We start from the raw sequence: 18,613 nt of genomic DNA, 5'->3' as shown, positions 1-18,613 counted from the left end.
GTGCCGCGCCGGCCGAACCGTCAATTATGGATGGTCAGGATCGGGTTCATCACCAGGCCGAAGCTACGCAGCTGGCCGAGCAACTCGCGGTGACCAAACGCCTGGCAACCCGACGCGAAGCCCACCTTCTTCGGTGGGGTCTGTAACAATGAGAACGCCGCATAGGCCTGCAGCATTCCGGTCTGCTTGTAGTTGCAGTTGCCGTGGATAACACAGTGCACACGGCCAAGCGGCCCGGAGGCGTAGACCGAGTCGATCGAGGTGTTGATGCGTGGATTCTCGCGTGGCGGCATTGCCGCCTGAACGCTCGCGGCAATGTCGGCGAGAGCCTTCTCCTGCTGATCAGGCGGCAGCGGCTTGATCTTCTCTTTCACCATTTGAGTGGTCTGGACCACCCCCTCCATGACGGGACGCGCGAGAACGCCGCCGAGCACGCGACAATTCGAGACACGCGGATCGTTCCTGAACCAGACCGGATGAGCGGTGCCGCCCCACGGCACGGCAATGGCGGTTTCGTGCTGGCCCGGGACCACGACGTCGGCGCGAGCGGTGACATCCCATTCGACAAACTTGTTTTGTTCGAGATAGTACCAGTTCGCTTTCAGGATCGTGAAGATTGTCTGGGTCGAGGCGTAGGTCGGAAGGCCCTTCCAGAAAACGAGGATATCAAGCGTGTCGAGGCCAGGGTGTTCGAGACAGATGTTGGCGGCGATCTCACCGGTCGTATACATCTGCGCGACGTTCGGTGCGAGCAGCAATCTTTTTGCCGCGAATTGATCGCCCCAGGTCTCCTGACACTTCAGCACCCAGTCCTGTTCGCCGGTCGTATCGCTGTAATGGCAGCCGGCATTCAAGCAGGCTTCCACGACTTCGTTGCCGTATTTGATGAAAGGGCCGACCATGTTGCTCACCACTTTCGCGCCCCTGAACAGCTTGGTCAGCGCTTCGACGGTGTGGTCGACCCCGACGACTTCGTAGTCGGCGGTCTCGATGCCGGGGATCTTCTCGACCACGGCCTTGACCTTCTCGGCATCGCGGCCGGCGGCGATGAAGGGAACGTTGTATTCCCGCAGATATTCACAGACCAGCCGTCCGGTGTAGCCGGACACGCCATAGACGACGACGGGGCGCTTCTCGCTCATGTTGAATCCTCCTAATGATTTTCGCGTTTTGATTTTGATCGCAGTTCAACCGGCCATCCGGTCTGGCCATGCGTCTTCGTTCCGAGAGGCGATTGCGCCTCCCCGGCGGCGTCGGTCAGGACGAAACGAGCGGCACTACATGCCCATGCCACCGTCGACCGGTAACCCGGCTCCAGTGATGAAGCGTGCCTCGTTGGAGCAGAGGAAAACGGCAGCATCGGCGATGTCGCTGACCGCGGCGAGCCGACCGAGCGGCGTCTGCTCGACGACCGATGCGACCGCGGCATTGGGATCCGGCGCGAGCCCCACCTTCACGATGTCGCCGGCGAGCTGCACGCCCATGTCGGTCGGCACCAGGCCCGGATAGAGGCAGTTGACCCTCACGCCGTAGCCGAGCTTGCCGGCCTCCATGGCCGCGACCCGCGTCATGCGGTCTACTGCAGACTTGGTCCCCGAGTACCCGGCGATGGCCGGAAACGCGATGGTGGCGGCGACAGAGGCAATGTTGACGATCGCACCGCCCGCACCAGCCGCGCCGCCGGGACGCATGGCACGGAACGCGTGCTTCATGCCGAGTCCGACACCGACGATGTTCACGTCGCACATGCGACGCAGATCCTCGGCCCGCACATCGATGACAAGCGACGTGATCTCGATCCCGGCATTGTTGATGAGGATGTCGTAGCCACCGAGCGTGGATACGGCGGTTGCCACCGCCCTCTCCCATTGCTGGTCGTCGGTGACGTCGAGCCTCACAAATCCGGCCTTCGCGCCTGATTTCGCGATCGTCGCGGCAGTGTCCCTGCCGACGTCTTCGAGGATATCGGCGATCATGATTGCCGCACCCGCATTTGCCAGGGCCTCTGCAATCGCGGCGCCGATACCCCGCGCGCCACCGGTCACCAGCGCATTTCTGCCAGCAAGGGTCTTCGCACTCATAACGTCTCCTCCGTTGCTTGTTTTGCGTTGCTTGTTTTGATTGAGAGCGGCGTATCGCCGCGAGCATCTGCACGACGCTCTCTGGCGCGTCGGCTCGGGGACCGCAGATAATCGACGAGGCGGCTTGCTTCCGCTGACTCCTCCTCCGCTTATGTTCTTTTTCGACGTCTTTACGACCGTCAAAATCATTTTTGACAAATGTTTAGTCGTCGCTTTACACTTGTCAAGACAATGCTTGACGATTGTCAAACATTTCTGACGCGGGTACAGTCAATCGTGTTGGGAGGAGGCGCGAATCGTCTTCGCTTCCGAGGGACGGCAGAGCAAGATGAGGAACGGACGTCGATGGCGCAGCAAGTGGCGAGCGCGAGGAAGCGGGTTTTGGACGCGGCCGAGGCGCTCAAGGAGGAGAAGTTCAATGCACGCCGGCTCGAACTCGCCGAAGCCGCGTTAGAGACGCTGGGCGAGCTCGGCTACGCACGCACCAGTCTGCGTGAAATCGCGCAGAATTCAGCGTTCACGCATGGGGTCTTTCACTACTACTTCCGCGACAAGACGGATCTGATCTGCTGCTGCGTCAGCCATTACAAGGCTAAGTGCGTGACCCGCTACGATCAGGTCACGGCCAGTGCACAAAGTCGCGAAGAACTAATGGAAGGCTTTCTCGTCAAGCTCGCGGAAACCCTTCGCAAAGAGGCACGCATGCACCGCCTCTGGTACGATCTGCGCGCCCAGGCGCTCTTCGAGGAAGCCTTCCGCAAGGACGTCGTCGAAATCGACAAGAGCCTCGAAAACATGATCTGGCGGATCGCCTCGCGCTATGCGGAACTCGGCGGCAAGCGCCCGGCGGTGTCCGCCGGTGTGCTTTATGCGCTGTTCGACGGGCTGTTTCAGAATGCCCTGCTGAAGCATTTATCCAACGACAACGGCGCGATTCCCGAATTGCTGGAAGAAGTTCGGCGGCTGCTGCCTACGATTTGCTGAACGGATCGCGTAGTGCGGGCGATCTGAATGGCGGCTGGGACAATCAAGGGGCAGTTTGAATCCCCCGTCACTATCCGCCGATGATGCCGGCTTTCCGCAGCGTCGCAATCGCAGTCGCGTCATAGCCAAGTTCGGTCAGGACAAGATGGGTGTGCTCGCCGAGCATCGGCGGACGCGTCGCGATTTCGCCCGGCGTTTCCGACAGCCGAACGGCAGCGCGCACCACCGGTGCGGGTTTCGGCAATCCCGGATAATCGACGTCCTGCATGAAGCCGGTGGCGCGAATATGCGGATGATCCAGCGCCTGCTGGGGACTCAGGACGGGGCCGGCCGGAATCATGGCTTTGCCCAGCGTATCGACGGCCTCCTGCGTCGTACGCTCGGCGCACCAACGCGCCATCCGCTCGCTGATGACGGGACCATTGTCGCCCCGCTTGATGTCGTCCGCAAAGCGCGGATCGTTCAGCCACTGCTCCTCCTCACCCATCAGCCTTGCCCAGCGAATGAACAGTGGATGACCAGTGACCTGACACAGCAACCAGCCGTCCCTGGTGCGATAGATGTCTGCCGGCGCGGCGGTCTGCCCGAGATTGCCAGTCGGAACGCGATTGACGTTGATCACGGCCTGTTCGATCAGCGTTGCGTTGGTGAAAGACAACGCGGTTGCAAGCAACGCGCCCTCGACAATTTGCCCGCGGCCGGATTTGCCGCGCTCGATCAGGGCGGCGAGTGTCCCGAATGCGCAATGCAGCGCGGTTCCGAAATCAACCCAGTTCACGGCGGCACGGTAAGGTGGATCGCCGGCACCGGTCATATACACCGAACCCGACATGACCTGACCGACGCCGTCGAAGCCGACACGGTCGGACCAGGGCCCCGGCCCGCCAAACGCAGTCGCCGTCGTTAGGATGATGTCGGGCTTGATCGCCTTCAACGATTCGTAATCGAGCTTCATCGCTCGCAGAGTCTGCGGCGGTAAATTGGCGACGACTACGTCAGCCGTCGCAACCAGGCGGCGCATCACCTCCTGCCCTTCGGGCTTCATCGGATCAAGCGCGATACACTTCTTGTTTCTGTTGATCTGTAGAAACAGAGCACCTTCGCCACCTGCGCCGACCGGTGCAACGAAGCGATCCTCGCTGCCGTCGCGCTTCTCCACGCGAATGACCTCGGCGCCAAATTCGGCCAGGAGCGTCGCGCAATATGGCCCCGCGATATAGCGCCCGAAATCCAGGACGCGCACGCCCTCCAGAACTCCCCCCATCGACTTTCTCCTCATGTTTCTTCAGACTACATGGAATTTCTTTCGCAGCAAGGCTGCCAACCGATGCCGTGCCTCGGCCAGCAGGAGCCATCGCCCGATGGTACGATTGGTCAACGCGTTTTGCTGTACTAGGACCTGTCCGTCATCAGTACCTGGAGCCGCACCCATGTCACATCAGTTCGATCGTTCCGCCGAGGATCTCGGCAACGCGATCCATCTCGAGCACGTCAACGTCCAGGTCCCGGATCAACGCCTTGCGACCTTGTTCTACGTCGTCGGACTAGGGCTCACCCGCGACCCCTATCTGATGGTGTCCGACACCAACATGTGGATCAACGCTGGACAGAGTCAGTTTCATTTGCCGACCGGCAAGCCGCAGGTGCTGCGCGGTCATGTTGGGCTGGTCATCGAAGGTCGTAACGCGCTGCTGCAGCGATTGGCGTCTGTCGCCAGTAAGCTCGATGGCACCGCGTTCGCGTTCGCCGAACACAATGATTACGTCGAGGCCGTCTGTCCGTGGGGCAACCGTCTGCGCTGCTATGAACCAGACGCGGCGCGCTTCGGGCGCATCACGCTTGGCATACCCTATGTCGAATTCGAGGTGCCGGCCGGAACCGCGCCGGGGATCTGCGCCTTCTATCCGGCGATTATGGGTATGCCCGCCGAATTCAGGAATGGCGACCGCAAGGTGACGGCCGTCAAGGCGGGCCGCGACCAGCAGCTGCTGTTCCGTGAGACCGATTCTGCCCGTCCCGAATATGACGGCCACCATGTTCAGATTTACATCACCGATTTCTCGGGCCCGCACCGCCGGCTGGAAGCGCGCAACCTGGTCTCCAGAGAGGACAATCAGTATCAGTACCGGTTTTGCAACATCGTCGATCTCAGCAGCGGCAAACTTCTCTTCACGGTCGAGCACGAGGTGCGCAGCGCGACCCACCCGATGTTCATGCGGCCGATGGTCAATCGCAATCCGGCGCTGACCAATCGCAACTACGCATTCGAGCATGATCAGTCTCACTGGGCGATGGCGCCGGATCAGTATGAAAGGTAGGACGCAGAAGGCACTGTTTGGTCGGGCCGGCGCCGTTTAGCCCCGATCAGATACAGGTGGCTGCCGAGCTTCAGGCCATACCGGGCAATGGCGGTCATCAAACGCTGACCTACCATCGAGTGCAGAGATCTCCTGGAGAGCATTCCTATGCGGCTATCCGCATCTCGCGATGCCATCGACGGCAAGCACTATCTGCTCATGGCATTCGCCGATGCCGTGAAGCGGCCCAACTGGGGGAAGTCGAGCCGGACGCGCTGGCAGTCGTCGGTTGTGCGCCGGTACCCGAGCCCGTCCAGAAGTTGATCTCCTGATAGCCATTCGCGGCTATGCCTTGGATGATTCCGACGAATTTCGGCGTGCCGCCATTGTAGACGAAGTACCGGACGGTGCCCTCTTCATGGCCGGGGACATTAGAGTTATAGCCGGTGAACCAAGACTTGGCTTTGCGCATCAGCATGATCTCGTACATCTTGGCCACATGTGCGGTCCAGCGCTCTTGCGCCTCGCGCGTGGCTTCGCCCCGCACGTAGCCGCGGTCCCACATATGTTGCAGCAGGTCCACGCACCAGTTGACGCCATTCTCGATGCCGCGCGGAAAATTCGTCGAAGCCGATGCGCTTTGCGGTCCGGTCGGCATCAAGAGATTCGGAAAGCCATGGACGAGCATGCCAAGGAAGGTTGATGGCGCATGCTTCCATTTTCCAGCCAACGTTTCGCCGCCGATGCCCCGAATATCAATCAAATCATAGGCGCCAGTTATGGCATCGAACCCGGTGGCGTAGACGATAATATCAAACTCATAGTCGCGCTCGGTGGTACGCAGGCCTTTCTCGGTCACGCGAACGAGCGGCGTCTCGCTTATGTCAATGAGATGCACGTTATCGCGGTTATAGGCCTCAAAATATTTCGTCTCCAGCGGCAGACGTTGCACGCCGAAGCCGTGATCCCTGGGGATCAGCTTTTCGGCCACCTCGGGATCTTTGACACGGCGGCGGATGCGATCGGCGATATATTCAGACAGCTCGGCATTTGCCGCTTCGTCCATGAATGTCTCGCGAAAATTCGCGAGCCAAATGCCAAAGCCAGGTTCATCATAGAGCTTGTCCCACAACTCGAGCCGTTCCTCGCGAGTGACTTCGTAGAAGCCGCGGCGGTCAGGCCCGTGCAGGAAGCTGCCGGGTGTGAGGGCGCAGGCGGCGAAGATCTCGTCATATCGCGAGCGAATGTCGGCCATCTCCTCCTCGGAGATCGCACTATTGTTGAGCGGCGCACTCCAATTGGGTCGACGCTGGAATACGGTTAGGTCGCCGACCTTGTCAGCGATCTCGCCTATCAACTGAATGCCAGTGGCGCCGGTGCCAATCACGGCTACCTTCTTGTCAGCCAGATCGACCGGCTCATGCGGCCAATAATAGGTGTGGAACGAACGGCCTTTGAAGTCATCGATACCCTCCAGCCGCGGCATAGTCGGCGCGGAGAGCAGGCCGATCGCGAGGACCACGAAGCGGCAGGTAAGCCTGCGGCCGTCCTCGACCAGCACTTGCCATAGATCGCGCACTTCATCGAAGCGCATCGCCTCGACCTTGCAGTTGAACTGCATGTGCTCGCGCAAATGGAACTTGTCGGCAACGTAATTGAGGTAGCGCAAATTCTCGGGCTGACCGGAAAAACGTTCTTTCCAGTGCCACTCCTCAAGCAGTTCGCGTGAGAATGAGAACCCGTACGTGTAGCTCTCGGAATCAAAACGGCAGCCGGGATAGCGGTTCCAGTACCAGGTGCCGCCGAGATCGGGGGCCGAGTCGAGTACGGTGGCGTCGATGCCGAGATCGATCAACCGCTTGATCTGGTAAATGCCCGCCACGCCAGCGCCGACGACAATCACCTCATAATGGGCTTTGGCCTCTCCCATTTCTTCCCGCTCCGGGGTTATGTGTTACGCCTGATAGGCGGATTACAATCTTTTTTGACCACACAAGCAACCGCCTGCATTCACCGCCGGCGCTTCCGCTCCAGCCCTTAGCCCCCAAGCTTCGCCCGGCATGGCAGAGCGATGGCTCGCTCATGCCGATGGACTTCGAAATGCCGCAGCGTTCGGAGGTTCTTCATGGGCTGGGTTTTGCGTTCACAGCAGCGCGTTCTCCTCAACGTACTGCTTGAGCGGCGCGCACCCGCGAAATCGCAGCACTTGAGGGCTCCATTGCCGAGTAGCCGATCGTGATCGCGAGCTCTGAACTCAACCTTCTATGCAAACTTGACGCGGAGAGAATACTAGCCCGATCGAGCTGATGCATGGCGCCTAAGTTCCTATATAGATCCCGGACGCTGGAGTGGTTGGCGTTCGTCAACAGGACGTATGCCCCTCGGTAGACCGCATCCTTGATGCAGTCTCTCAGCCGCACCTGATCCGCCCAAGCGAACAGATCCTGATTATATTTGATAAAGCCGTTGTTGTTGTGTTTCACCGTGTAAGGCGGGTCGACGAAGACAAAGTCGCCCCTTCCGGCCATGGCGATCGTCTCCTCGAAGTCCTGAGCGACAATTTGGCATTTCCTCAAAACCTGCGAGATCGATCCGAAATCGTCATCGTCTAGCACAATTGCGTCCTTGCTACCTTTCGGAACGTTGAACTCTCCCTTCAGGTTGACGCGGTAGATTCCATTAAAACAGGCTCTGTTCAAATAAATGAATCTGGCCGCCTCTTCGGTCCGCTCAGAAAAATGGGTAGCACGAATTCTATAGTAATAGTCATGAGAATGAAGGCGCTGATGTTTTGCCAGCAAGCGCTCGATTTGGCGCCAGTCGCGCTTAACAGCCTTGTACGCTTCGATCAGATCAACGTTTAGATCAGCAATTACGGCCTTCCTCGGCTGGAGATGCATCAGGACTGCACCGCCTCCAAGAAACGGCTCAAAGTAGCACTTATATTCGGATGGGAAGAGCCAATCGTGACGCCATGTCATCCATCGCTTGCCCCCAACCCACTTGAGGAACGGAACCAAATCACGCACTGGTGCCGAACCTCTTTTCGAGTTCAGCCTCTAAGGTATCCAAAAAATCGTAGTGGGCTTGCTTGTAGGATCGATTAGCGGGATGCGCCATGATCTTTCTGATGTCGTTCAGCGTATCAAACCAAGAAATGTTTTTTGCATTTCCCCTTCGATCATCGCGCATCCTGATATTCATCGTCGGCTCGAAATAAAGCCAATTATTCTTGTGCTCTACAATCTTTTTCAAGTCCACGACATCGAGATACGTTATCGGGTCAAGTTGCTCATCAACTTCAGCATCCTGCTGTCGATCAAGGCCCTTCATCCGAATATCTTTTTGAGGAATACCTGCCGTGTAATAGCGATCCCCGTAGCGCTGCTTCAGTACGCCGATAACGTGCAAATGAATCTTGTCGATGACGCGCCTAACCTGCTCGTCGGCCTTCCGAGAGTCTTCCGAAGATTTGGTGCTGATGTATTCGCTCAAACCGCTGGGTATAAATTGGGGAAATTTTTCCTGTACGAGGCGCGCCAGTTCATAAAAGTATCTCGGTGGGCCGCCAGAGCCGAAGATCGGTTTGAAGTGCGCTTCGAAATCGAGATCACTAGCCTCGGCAATGAACTTCAAGACCGGATCGAGATAAGGCCCAAGCTGTTCAACGAGCTCGTTAGGCTCAAGTTGACTGGGATCTTGCTTCGTATCCGCAGCTAGATGATCGCACAGCGCAGCAAGCAGCCTAATGTGGCCAGCAACGCCGATATTCATGCACAGGTGCGCGGATCTTCCAAGCTCCCAACGGTCCAGGTTGGCGCGACGAATCTTATCGAAGTAAGCAGACAGCAGATCAGACAGGGCCTGTAGAGAATCCTCGCTTGTATTCCGCGTCGCGTATCCGGGTTGCGGTGGACGATCTTTTGTTCCGGGCCTCCCAATTAGGCCTGATTGCACAACCGCCTTTTTCAATTCGGAGATCGTAAGGCATACGGCGTCGCTTTCTTCAGTTTCGGGCGTTTTGAATCGATCGTTGAACGGTCCTCCGTTTTCGGCGTCCAACAATGCCAGTGATCGCGACGCGATTGCGCCTGTACGCGACTTAAAATCTTCGGAATCGAATTTGAGGTCACCCTCAAGCTCATCAAGTATGCTTTTCGAAACTTTGGCCTGCTTGCCATTGATAGTCGCGAACAGATCGGCTTCGATCCCCCGAGAGATATTCTCGAACGCTATCACCGGAATGATATTCGAACGCCGCTTTTGAGCTGTCTCCGCCGCGAAACCATACAAGCGGTGCTGACCGTCAATGATCCACGCAGTCTTGTAGGCATCAGGAAGCGAAAGATCGCCGAACTCGATTTGTCGATCTTCGTAGCTCTGCTTGCAGTCGAATCTTACCCTCTTCTTGAAGTTGACCAAGATTGAATTGGGGAAAAATCCACCCCGGTCCAAGAACGCGCTGATTTGATTGAGTCTCGCCCGCTTTACGAGTCTCTGGTAAGCTGGATTTCCCGATGGATCTCGAAGGCTTCGATGGTTTGCGAACGCGATGGGTAGAAGGCGTTCCGGCTGCACCAGGAAATAGTACGCCAGATGCCCGCCTATTTTTGCTCGGATTGCCGGTACCTGATGGTCCTCGAGGTTCTTGATCTTGGCGCCTTCCAGGAATTCGGCGAGAAATTGGTATTTTGCGGCTTTACCTATATTTCGCGCGATCTCCTCGAAGTACCGCAGGTCCCGATCGCCCACGACCTGAATATTTTCGTGTTCGGCGCGCTTTAGGTCATTGGCGGTGAGAATTATGTTCCGCGTGACAATAAGCCAAATAAATTTCAACTTGGCATCTTTGCCGTAGACGGCCGTCACGCTCTTTGCGAACGACTTTTTCAGCGCCGCAAACTCCATGATGTCTTTTTGGAAACTGGTCGTAGACTTGGAAGCAGACGACTTGCATTCTGCAATGACCACGGTGTCGTCGTCTTTGGCGAAGACATCTACTTGCTTCGAGACTTCTTCGCCCTTGTCGAGGTCTGTGACTTGGATCTTGAACTTGCGGCCAATATTTAGCTCGTCATATCCGAGGTGATACAGCACCGACCAGAATCGATTTTCCAAAACTTCGTCGTGAGATTTGGTTTTTTCGATTTGGATTTGTCCGTCCTTATACTGACGACCTGTCGCGGACCAGCCTTCAGCAACGGCCTTTTCCCGATCGGCGGGATGGATTTTTCGCTGAGCGAAGCGTTGCTTTCGCTTCTTAAACTCCGCAACGCGTTCAGCTTTTGTTATGGCCCTAGTCCCCAGCATAGCTGCCGATACGTATCCCCGGTGGAATCGCCCCGATGCCAAACGGGTTAGCAATTTGGCGTCAGTGAGGACAATGGTGGCCGTGGTACTAATCCACTACTTCTAGTGGTGGCCGCAAGCTCACGTGAGGACCACGTATTGCGCGGTCTTCTCGAATTGACGCAAATTTGCTTTTCCGAGCGGCCGCGGTTCCAAAACCGGCCTTTCCCGAACGAGCCGCTCGGCGGCGATTACGATGCAGCTTGCGCCGCGACGATATTTCTTCCGGCCTTCGACAGCTGGCGTAGCGGCGGTGACGATGCCAGCGCCACTGTCGGCATCAGGTTCGGCACAGTCGATTGGATGTTTCACGAGTATTGCAAGACGTGGCCCATCATGAAGGCGTGCCGCCGTATCCCGATCTGATGGCCGAGCTGGATGCCGTGATGGCGTTGCGCCTCTCGGGCACCCTGATGCTTCCACGCGATGACAGCGCTCGCAGGCCACCAAGGGCGAGATGTTCATGCGAAAGATCCACCGGGACATAGCCAAAGAGACCGGCCGCACCGACGCGAGGGAGCATTTCGAGAGGTTCCGCGACTACCATATGGCAATTGGTAGCTGGTCTTGGGACTGGACGGAGGCTTGGCGAAACTGGTGCCTCAAGTCCGTGGAGTTCGAAAGACGAGAGGCGCCTGCCAGAGAGGGCACGAGGGCGTAGAGAACGGTGGGCGACAATCTCAAATTGTGTTAGTTTGACGTGTTGGTTTCTCGGTTCAGCCGCAACCTTTGGGAGGGGAAGCCCATGTCCTCCACCAATTCTCCCGGTTCGGGGCGGAAATATGCCACCGACAAGCCTGCCGGTTCAGGTTGGTTTTCTTTTGTAATCGGTACCGCGTTTATTTTACTAGCGGTTCTTATTTTGGCGGTCCCCTGGGACGTCGGCAAAATAAACGCCAACCAGGTTCTTATGGCCTGGATGATTTTTTCGGGTCTGGTGATGGGCTTTTGGGGGCTTGTGCGGATCCTAACCGCGACCCGCCCCACAGATCTTCGAGTAGGTCAGAACACACTCAATTTCTGCGTGGCGATTATTGGGGCCACATTCGCAATTCTCGCTATTGTGGTCGAGAAGCACTGACGAAACTTTGCCGCCGTTTTTCGCCCGCGCGCGAGGCCGAGAGGCCGCCGCCACCATATTGAGACGGAAGTCGCCGCCGGACCCGGCCTTGGGAAAATAAAAGGGAGCAGGGCGTGCGATTTCTCGACAATCACGGTCGACGCTCGCGACTGTGAATTAGGACACTGCAACCTCCGTGGTATTCTTATACGATGAGGTTGCGAGACCTTCCGCAGGGCATCCTGATCGGGCCCCCATTTGTTGCGGTGTTTTCGTTTGCCTTCGCCCACAGCGTGTTCGGCCTTTTGCTCGCGCCGGACGTGGTGCTGTAACTAACGGAGCATCCCATGAAACATGCCACGAAGACCATCCTCGTTGGTTCCGCATTCCTTTGCGCGACGTCCCTTTCGTTCGGCTGGTCCGATCATGGCGGCTTGCCGCTATCGATCGCAAGCGCGCAGGCGCGCGTCGGTCGTCCCGCGACCCCGGTAAGTGTCGCTGGGGTGGCGAGACGACATGTCCGTCGCGGGGGGTATCCGTATGTCGGCGCTGGCGTCGCGGCTGCTGCCGCCATTGGCACCGCGGCCGCCATCGGTTCAGCCTACAACGGCTACTACGGTGATCCGTACGCAGCGTACGGTGCCGCGCCGTACGGAGCCTACGGCGCCGTGCCCTACGGGGGCTATGGATACGGATATTCCGGATGCGCGCCCGGGCCGCGCGTTGGTGCCTTCGCGACCCAACCTTGGACCAATACGCCGACCTGTCCGTATTGATTTCCATATTGATAGAGTCTCTGGGCCTCCGCAGGTCGCTACCAGGGCGCCCGCGCGGCTGGGATTTTCAAATTTTGATCCCCGCCGGTGCCGGACGCTGCATGGCCTAGGCCGAACCTTTGGCCCGCCGCGCCCGGCGACGTGCGCAACGGAGGAGTCGGCCTGTGCCGCTGCGCCACCATCAACGCGGCCGTTGGCCGATGGTTCACGCCTCGATCCGGCACCGGCCAGGCGGTGCGGCCGTCGGCTCAGTCCCGCTTCCCCTTCTCGAAGGTGGAAGTGGGGCGAGAGCTCCGTGCAACCATATGAGATTACGTTGGCGTAATTGCGTTTGGTTCAATCCGACGTCGGCACCGCGCTTGGTTCTTATTTGATGGACCTCGCTGGGCTAGTCGGCGATGATGCCTCCCGATACTACGCCCGGCGTGCGATGGCTTTGGCGCGTCGGGCTTTTTTCATTTCCCCGCAGTTTTGCCCAACCCTCCGGGTGGCACTTGCATACCGCAATTGCGGTACCCCCGCTAATCCAAGGTTGCCGGGGTAACCGCGTATGGCATGTGGCAGGGTACCGTGGGGACGCATCGTCATTTCGGGCGGTCGCTCTCCACATAGCGAGCCTTGCCCGGCGAGATACCCAGCCCGCCGGGCTTTTTTCGTGAGGTCCCGACCACCCCGAGTTCATGCGGCGCGGCGTGGTGATCCGCACCGTCATCAACAACGTGACGTTTGATGGTGCCACTCAGGATCCCGTGCAGAAGGCCGTGCGCGACGCACTGATCGCCTTCATGGCCGCGACGGCGCAGAGGCGCAGGCCGAAGCGACGAAGGCCGCTCAGCGAGCCGGTATTGAGCACGCCAAGTTAAGGGCGAAGGATATCGCGGGCGCAAGCCGAGCTACACGCGCGACCAGTTCAGCACCGTGCGGAACATGCTTGGTCAGAGCGCCAACGTCGCTGACATAGCGCGGACCTCAGGCCTCACCCGTCAGACCGTCTATCGTATCAAGGATGACCCGACATCGGCCGAGACGGCACTGGCGATGTGGGGCCTTTGATCCAGATCAAGCTCGCCAGCTGGTCGGGAGATCAGAGTCAGCGCGGTTGGGGCGACGACCAGCACGAAAGGGATGCCCCCATGCGACGCATTCTTCTGATCACAACTCTCGCAGTTGCTTCCACGCTCACGCTGACCGCATCAACGTCACCCGCCTCCGCGGCGCGCTATTGCCTGCAGGGCGGTCACTGGGGCCATCCAGGCAACTGCCATTTCGCGACTCTCCACCAGTGTAGGGCGGCAGCGTCGGGCACTGGCGCTATGTGCGGCCTCAATCCGCGATATGCGGCCAGGTCGGGCGGTACGGTCGGCATGGGCTCCGGCAGCACCGTGGGCACCCCCGCAGGCGGCTGGTACGGCCCTCGGGGCGGGTTGGTTGGTGGCTCGGATAGCGGTGTCGATAGGCCGACTCGTTAGACACGAGCGCAACGGATGAGGCCGCCAACTGAGGCGGCCTTATTCTTTAGCTAGGCCATGGCCGAAATCGCCAAGTCCTACGCCGTCGACATCAGCATAATCTCGCGGCTGCGCTGATCGTCACGGCAGTACAGGCACCGAAACTTTGGCAATACTTCCGACAATGTTTCCTATGTCAAACGAGCCGCCGGTAACCGCGTCAAGCTCGTCATCTCGCAGGGTCTGAATGTCGCGTTCGATGTCTGGTGCCTGTCGAGGTTCAGTCGTGCTGCTCATGGCGGGTTCTCCTGGTTTGCTCGGGGGAGATAGGATGTCCCTCCCAGAATAAGCCAGCGGTTCAATTTCACCGTGATGCGGATCACGATCCTGGGGTATTCGTGCGTATCTGCGGTCTCCCTTCGCCTTGAGCCCGAGCCCGACCAGCCGGCTGATGAGCCTCAGGTGCCGTCAGGCTTACCTTCTGGTTTGCCCTGAAACTGAATGTTGCACTTCTTCGCGATGGACGCTTGCTCGACGGCAACCATCTGGCCCTTCATCTGAGCAAGCTCAGCTGCCGTCTGCTTATCACCACCAACGAAAAACGCGGCCGGCCAAAAGATAACGACCGCAGCGCCCGTGGCCCAAGCATCCTTGGTTCGCTGGCTGTCTTGCGCGCCGGAAAGTGTGGCGGCCCTAGTCGAGATCGATTGAGCTTCGAGCGCCAGTTGCTGACAGGTATAAGATTGGTAGGCAACCGGCGAGACGTATGCCGGTGCAATATCAGCCGCGGACGACGCGCAGCCGCCCAGTGCGGCGCATAGCGCCACGATTCCCAGATTACGCATGAACATTGCCCCCTAGACCCGCCACAATCCAAGCGCAACTAGGGCGCGAGGGCAAGGGGATATCCCCAGCTGCCCTGGCTATGACGAGCGCTGCGCCTGAAGCGCGACCGTCCCGATCTACGGACATCATTGTTGACTAATAGCGGTTTGCGAGCGCGTGTGTGAATTGTGTCACTCAACGAGCCCGGGAATTACGCTATGTTTTGGTACTTCCTCCCTGGACTGACCCGTCGCCAATGGCGGGTCGATTTTCGAGAGGCTGCCCATGGTTCGTTTGGATCGGACTGAGTGGCTGTTCGCCGCAATGGTGGCGATCGGGGTGGCTATGTTCGGCGTCGCGGCTTTGATGTGGTAGCTGCACCAGAGTGGCTCGCTGATGCGTGTTTTTGTTGCCCGCCGTCTGCCACGACCACTGCAGAATAACGCGCAGGCGCGGCCTGGCGGGCGTGTTAACGCCGCTCCCTAGCGAAGACGATTTGGATCTGACCTAAATTGGCCGCCGGCCGACATTTCGAGGCAGGTCAAAAGCTCGACGTAGCTCTTATCGCCCCCGATGACGCTCTCGCCGACGCACTCCTTTTTCTGTGACGCGCTATAGGAAGACCAGCGTTTGGCCAGCTGATTCTTGGCTTCTGTTTCGTCACTCGTGCAGCGGGCGGGCCCCTCGATGCCCGCATCTGACGTTTCTGCCTTGCAGTTTCGAGCGATATCGAACTCGGGCACGTCGTCGGCTCTGGCCCAATCACTCGCAAAAGCAGGAACGATGGCAGCCAAAGCAAAAATGAAGGTGCGCATTTGAACTTCTCCAAAGTGACTTATTTCTTCACCTTCAGCCCAATCGCTACCAGCCGACGGATGGCTTCGGTCTCCAAATAATCACTCACGTCAGAGCCATCGAGGAACGGCGGCTTGCGCGATGAGATATCCTTTGCCTCGTTCCGACATGGTGGGCCTAACCGAAACTGACGACGCCGAGCTGACTGACCCGAGATCTTGGCGCAGAGCAGGCACACCATCGTCAAGGTGCTGCCGAAATACGTGAAGCGGGCCACGAAACAGATCGCCACCGGCGCCAAGAAGCGGCGCGCGGCGCGAAGGAAAGACGGACATTTGTCCGAATGAGCACCAGCATCCTTGTCCGAAAGGAAAACGGAGGACGTGATAAACCATTGAAAACATTGGAGCGGGTGAAGGGAATCGAACCCTCGTATTCAGCTTGGAAGGCTGCTGCTCTACCATTGAGCTACACCCGCGCGCCAACGATCCCCTAGCACGGCCGGGCGGGCGGCTTCAACCGGCTGAGCCCTTCGCTCGCTCCCGTTCCACCGCCAGGACACGCTTTGACCCGGGCCGCCCAAGCCCTATATTGGGAGTCCCATCAACAAGGAAAGGAGGTGATCCAGTGTCTTATCCCAAGCGCTGTCACCTCGCTGAGGTCGCCCGCTAGGCCGTCATGACGGCTGGCACGGGGCGCCTCGGCGCCTGGACCAGCGAGTTGCAACAGTTGGAGCGCGGCGGGAACCTTCCCGCCGCGCTTTTTGAACTTTGCGCGGTCACCCCAGGGAAACGCCCGCCGGAATCACCGCCCGGCCCGGCTCGACGCTCGTCGATAGCCGGCCTCCGTGTCGCCTTCGTTATGCTGCGTCAGTCGCCTCCTGCGCGAGCCGCGTTCGGGAGGCACCGGCTCTGATCGTGCTTCAGGATTGTTTCGCGCCTCCTCCCGAACGAGATCGTGGCGGTGTCGGAATAGGCTGGCACCGAACGTCCTTGAGGGTGTGCAGGCCAATCGGAACAAGGGAAACTCATGCTTTACGCCATTCTCGCCTATCACGTCGAAACCGAGGTAACGTCCTGGACGCCGGCGGAGGACGCCGCCGTGATGGCCGGTCTCAACGAGGCTCATGCTCGCATCAACCGGACGAGCAAGCTCGGACCCGCCGCGCGGCTCGGGGCAACGCAAAAGGCTCTCACGTTGCGCGGGCCCGGCGCGGGCATCGTGCTCGACGGCCCGTTCTCCGAGACCAAGGAGCAGCTACTCGGTTTCTACGTCGTCGATGTCAACAGCGAGGACAAAGCCATCGCCGCCGCGCGCGAACTCAGAACCGCCAATCCCGGCGCGGTCTACGAGATTCGTCCGATTGCCTTGTTTCTTCCCGGGCAGGGCATTCCGCAAACGCAAGACGATTCGGCGTTGATCCCATCGTAGAGCTTCGGTTTTGACTGAATCAGAACCGAAGTTCCAGATTCTTGTTTTGGCGCGTTTTCTTCACTGCGAAGCGGTGTCCACTTCGTTTTCCGATGCGGCTCGGCCGCTATCTCGCGACTTTTGCCCTGCTCACCGCCGTGACAATAGCGGTATCGACCGTCACCTACATCTGCATCGAGGACGCGCTTTAATCGACTAGGCCGCAAGCTGGCTCGACGTTGGTTGCCGCGTTCGGATCGTGCCGATCCATCTTCAACTTTCGGCGTCCACACCGTAGCGAAAGCAGAGGTGGCGAACGTAGAGGCCCGGACCGCCGCCTGAGCGGGCCCAATTCGCCCCTCAATCCGCGGCAGGATCGGCAATTGCGCCCTCGGTGCTATCCATAAAGCGGGAGCTAGCCTTTCGTCATCGCGGAAGCCACGGTCGTTTCCGAATGTTCCACCTTGCTTTCGCCGCTTCTTCTTGTTGTCCAGTTTCCGTTTCGAATCCTACGCAGCATTGGCTTCTCGACGTAAAGATGAACGCAAACGCCGATTGCGATACTCGCGGCAACCCAAAGCAGCATCACTTGGACGCTATTTTTCGGCAGCGTCTCACCGTGTCGTATGGCGTGGCTCTCGGCCATCGTGAAGAAGATGAGGTGCGTTAAGTAGATAGCATAGGAGGCATCGCCGATCAGGACCAACGGTCGCCATCTAACAACGACGCCGCTGCTCTCCAAAAATAATGCGCTGGTCACGATGATGATCGGCGCATGCGCGAGCAGCGTCAGGTCTGGCACCCAGGGCTTAACGAATTGCGACCCATAGCAGATCACAATGGCTGTAATGCCAATGATGATTGTCGGCCAACGTGGCGCAAAGCGCGAGAGGGCAACCCAACCGTAGTACACCGCGATGCCGTAGAGAAAATAGCGGATGTAATCGTGTGAGTAGTAATGCACCAGGAACCCGCCAATGCCGACCGAGTCGAGTAAGAGCACGCCATAAATGAATGTGGCTGCGATCAGAGGTGCAAACCGTTGATTGATCCAAAGCGCTACCGCGAACACCAAATAAAAGTATATTTCGAAGTTGAGCGTCCAGCCCACATGGAGCACTGGGAAATCTAGTGACGGCAGAAACAGCAAGCTTCGCGCCAAATAGGTCACGAATTGCCAGCTCATTAGATCTAAGGGCAGTTTGAACGTGAGAAATATCAGAGCGAAAGTGCAAGCCCAATAAAATGGCACGATGCGCTCGAAGCGCTTGCGCAAGAAACGATCCGCATCGTCGCGCGTGATCCAGCACATGATAAAGCCGGAAATGACAAAGAAGGTCGAAACGCCGAAAAATTCAGTGTGGTGGTCGCCGCCAAGAAGGAAGCCGGTATGGTAAAAAACTACACCGACAGCCGCGATACCGCGCAGGATCTGCAGATTAAACAACATGTTTGACGGCCGCGAGAATGGTCTTCTGGCCGTTCGACATCGTTTTCGGTACGCGCCGCGCGAACAGAATTGACAATGTTTGGAAACTTAACAGAAAGACATAGAAATGCACAACTTGTGCGTTGTATTTTCCCCTGC

At 58.4% G+C, this 18,613-nt stretch carries 17 protein-coding genes, 1 tRNA gene and 1 pseudogene; 8 read left to right on the top strand and 11 right to left on the bottom strand.

Annotated elements, in window-relative coordinates; genetic code table 11:
- Positions 1–20: 20 nt before the first annotated feature.
- Complete coding sequence (locus A3AI_RS0119280) at positions 21–1,142, bottom strand: DUF5938 domain-containing protein (RefSeq protein ID WP_024517138.1); 1,122 nt, start codon at positions 1,140–1,142, stop codon at positions 21–23.
- A gap of 135 nt (positions 1,143–1,277) precedes the next feature.
- Positions 1,278–2,081 carry an SDR family NAD(P)-dependent oxidoreductase gene (locus tag A3AI_RS0119275; protein ID WP_024517137.1) on the bottom strand — a complete coding sequence of 268 codons (804 nt, stop codon included), beginning with the start codon at positions 2,079–2,081 and terminating at the stop codon, positions 1,278–1,280.
- A gap of 345 nt (positions 2,082–2,426) precedes the next feature.
- Between A3AI_RS0119275 and A3AI_RS0119270 the strand changes: the two genes are divergently transcribed.
- The gene (locus tag A3AI_RS0119270) at positions 2,427–3,065 is read left to right on the top strand and encodes a TetR/AcrR family transcriptional regulator (RefSeq protein ID WP_024517136.1); all 639 of its coding nucleotides are present in this window, start codon (positions 2,427–2,429) and stop codon (positions 3,063–3,065) included.
- Positions 3,066–3,135: 70 nt separating this feature from the next.
- On the opposite strand, the gene A3AI_RS0119265 is transcribed toward A3AI_RS0119270, so the two are convergent.
- Positions 3,136–4,329 carry a CaiB/BaiF CoA transferase family protein gene (locus A3AI_RS0119265; protein ID WP_024517135.1) on the bottom strand — a complete coding sequence of 398 codons (1,194 nt, stop codon included), beginning with the start codon at positions 4,327–4,329 and terminating at the stop codon, positions 3,136–3,138.
- Between the two features lie 166 nt (positions 4,330–4,495).
- On the opposite strand from A3AI_RS0119265, the gene A3AI_RS0119260 reads away from it, so the two are divergent.
- Positions 4,496–5,383, top strand: coding sequence for a hypothetical protein (locus tag A3AI_RS0119260; RefSeq protein WP_024517134.1), 888 nt, complete (start codon positions 4,496–4,498; stop codon positions 5,381–5,383).
- Between the two features lie 196 nt (positions 5,384–5,579).
- Here A3AI_RS0119260 and A3AI_RS0119255 read toward each other — a convergent pair whose 3' ends face one another.
- The 3 genes from A3AI_RS0119255 to A3AI_RS0119245 form a co-directional block, all read right to left on the bottom strand.
- Positions 5,580–7,292, bottom strand: a complete 1,713-nt coding sequence (locus tag A3AI_RS0119255) for a flavin-containing monooxygenase (protein WP_024517133.1) — start codon at positions 7,290–7,292, stop codon at positions 5,580–5,582.
- A gap of 232 nt (positions 7,293–7,524) precedes the next feature.
- On the bottom strand, positions 7,525–8,391 hold the full coding sequence (locus A3AI_RS0119250) for a DNA adenine methylase (protein ID WP_024517132.1): 867 nt from the start codon (positions 8,389–8,391) through the stop codon (positions 7,525–7,527).
- Positions 8,384–10,672 (bottom strand): DGQHR domain-containing protein, encoded by a 2,289-nt coding sequence (locus A3AI_RS0119245; protein WP_024517131.1) that lies wholly within the window; start codon positions 10,670–10,672, stop codon positions 8,384–8,386. The genes A3AI_RS0119250 and A3AI_RS0119245 overlap by 8 nt, the downstream gene beginning before the upstream one ends.
- A gap of 784 nt (positions 10,673–11,456) precedes the next feature.
- Here A3AI_RS0119245 and A3AI_RS0119230 point away from each other — a divergent pair.
- The 4 genes and pseudogenes from A3AI_RS0119230 (at position 11,457) to A3AI_RS46310 (ending at position 14,016) form a co-directional block, all read left to right on the top strand.
- A complete protein-coding gene (locus A3AI_RS0119230; RefSeq protein WP_036048725.1) occupies positions 11,457–11,792 on the top strand; it encodes a hypothetical protein in 336 nt (111 codons plus the stop codon).
- Between the two features lie 326 nt (positions 11,793–12,118).
- Positions 12,119–12,547: a hypothetical protein gene (locus tag A3AI_RS45800; protein ID WP_024517127.1), complete on the top strand. Its 429-nt coding sequence runs from the start codon at positions 12,119–12,121 to the stop codon at positions 12,545–12,547.
- 677 nt (positions 12,548–13,224) lie between these two features.
- Positions 13,225–13,600: pseudogene (locus A3AI_RS43125) on the top strand (helix-turn-helix domain-containing protein); the annotation flags it as partial.
- Positions 13,601–13,680: 80 nt separating this feature from the next.
- A complete protein-coding gene (locus tag A3AI_RS46310; RefSeq protein ID WP_084800978.1) occupies positions 13,681–14,016 on the top strand; it encodes a DUF3551 domain-containing protein in 336 nt (111 codons plus the stop codon).
- A gap of 120 nt (positions 14,017–14,136) precedes the next feature.
- On the opposite strand, the gene A3AI_RS47740 is transcribed toward A3AI_RS46310, so the two are convergent.
- The 3 genes from A3AI_RS47740 to A3AI_RS43120 form a co-directional block, all read right to left on the bottom strand.
- Positions 14,137–14,292, bottom strand: a complete 156-nt coding sequence (locus A3AI_RS47740) for a hypothetical protein (RefSeq protein ID WP_156927858.1) — start codon at positions 14,290–14,292, stop codon at positions 14,137–14,139.
- A gap of 161 nt (positions 14,293–14,453) precedes the next feature.
- Complete coding sequence (locus tag A3AI_RS0119210; protein ID WP_245286916.1) at positions 14,454–14,840, bottom strand: hypothetical protein; 387 nt, start codon at positions 14,838–14,840, stop codon at positions 14,454–14,456.
- A gap of 462 nt (positions 14,841–15,302) precedes the next feature.
- On the bottom strand, positions 15,303–15,635 hold the full coding sequence (locus tag A3AI_RS43120) for a hypothetical protein (protein ID WP_024517124.1): 333 nt from the start codon (positions 15,633–15,635) through the stop codon (positions 15,303–15,305).
- 198 nt (positions 15,636–15,833) lie between these two features.
- Here A3AI_RS43120 and A3AI_RS49980 point away from each other — a divergent pair, with 198 nt between their 5' ends.
- Positions 15,834–15,962 carry a hypothetical protein gene (locus A3AI_RS49980; protein WP_283807252.1) on the top strand — a complete coding sequence of 43 codons (129 nt, stop codon included), beginning with the start codon at positions 15,834–15,836 and terminating at the stop codon, positions 15,960–15,962.
- Between the two features lie 57 nt (positions 15,963–16,019).
- On the opposite strand, the gene A3AI_RS0119190 is transcribed toward A3AI_RS49980, so the two are convergent.
- A tRNA-Gly gene (locus tag A3AI_RS0119190) sits at positions 16,020–16,093 on the bottom strand.
- Positions 16,094–16,644: 551 nt separating this feature from the next.
- Between A3AI_RS0119190 and A3AI_RS0119185 the strand changes: the two genes are divergently transcribed.
- Entirely contained in the window at positions 16,645–17,046 is a 402-nt protein-coding gene (locus A3AI_RS0119185) for a YciI family protein (RefSeq protein WP_024517123.1), read from the top strand.
- 394 nt (positions 17,047–17,440) lie between these two features.
- On the opposite strand, the gene A3AI_RS45400 is transcribed toward A3AI_RS0119185, so the two are convergent.
- Positions 17,441–18,475, bottom strand: coding sequence for an acyltransferase family protein (locus A3AI_RS45400; RefSeq protein ID WP_024517122.1), 1,035 nt, complete (start codon positions 18,473–18,475; stop codon positions 17,441–17,443).
- Positions 18,476–18,613: the final 138 nt, after the last annotated feature.

This window comes from Bradyrhizobium sp. Tv2a-2 (genome assembly GCF_000472425.1).
Classification (GTDB): Bacteria; Pseudomonadota; Alphaproteobacteria; order Rhizobiales; family Xanthobacteraceae; genus Bradyrhizobium.
This window is presented reverse-complemented; position numbering and strand designations above follow the sequence as displayed.

Excerpts from the sequence above, each read along its gene's own strand:
- A3AI_RS0119280 (WP_024517138.1), bottom strand. The coding sequence starts at position 1,142 with ATGAGCGAGAAGCGCCCCGTCGTCGTCTATGGCGTGTCCGGCTACACC.
- A3AI_RS0119275 (WP_024517137.1), bottom strand. The coding sequence starts at position 2,081 with ATGAGTGCGAAGACCCTTGCTGGCAGAAATGCGCTGGTGACCGGTGGC.
- A3AI_RS0119270 (WP_024517136.1), top strand. The coding sequence starts at position 2,427 with ATGGCGCAGCAAGTGGCGAGCGCGAGGAAGCGGGTTTTGGACGCGGCC.
- A3AI_RS0119265 (WP_024517135.1), bottom strand. The coding sequence starts at position 4,329 with ATGGGGGGAGTTCTGGAGGGCGTGCGCGTCCTGGATTTCGGGCGCTAT.
- A3AI_RS0119260 (WP_024517134.1), top strand. The coding sequence starts at position 4,496 with ATGTCACATCAGTTCGATCGTTCCGCCGAGGATCTCGGCAACGCGATC.
- A3AI_RS0119255 (WP_024517133.1), bottom strand. The coding sequence starts at position 7,292 with ATGGGAGAGGCCAAAGCCCATTATGAGGTGATTGTCGTCGGCGCTGGC.
- A3AI_RS0119245 (WP_024517131.1), bottom strand. The coding sequence starts at position 10,672 with ATGCTGGGGACTAGGGCCATAACAAAAGCTGAACGCGTTGCGGAGTTT.
- A3AI_RS0119230 (WP_036048725.1), top strand. The coding sequence starts at position 11,457 with ATGTCCTCCACCAATTCTCCCGGTTCGGGGCGGAAATATGCCACCGAC.
- A3AI_RS45800 (WP_024517127.1), top strand. The coding sequence starts at position 12,119 with ATGAAACATGCCACGAAGACCATCCTCGTTGGTTCCGCATTCCTTTGC.
- A3AI_RS46310 (WP_084800978.1), top strand. The coding sequence starts at position 13,681 with ATGCGACGCATTCTTCTGATCACAACTCTCGCAGTTGCTTCCACGCTC.
- A3AI_RS47740 (WP_156927858.1), bottom strand. The coding sequence starts at position 14,292 with ATGAGCAGCACGACTGAACCTCGACAGGCACCAGACATCGAACGCGAC.
- A3AI_RS0119210 (WP_245286916.1), bottom strand. The coding sequence starts at position 14,840 with ATGCGTAATCTGGGAATCGTGGCGCTATGCGCCGCACTGGGCGGCTGC.
- A3AI_RS43120 (WP_024517124.1), bottom strand. The coding sequence starts at position 15,635 with ATGCGCACCTTCATTTTTGCTTTGGCTGCCATCGTTCCTGCTTTTGCG.
- A3AI_RS0119185 (WP_024517123.1), top strand. The coding sequence starts at position 16,645 with ATGCTTTACGCCATTCTCGCCTATCACGTCGAAACCGAGGTAACGTCC.
- A3AI_RS45400 (WP_024517122.1), bottom strand. The coding sequence starts at position 18,475 with ATGTTGTTTAATCTGCAGATCCTGCGCGGTATCGCGGCTGTCGGTGTA.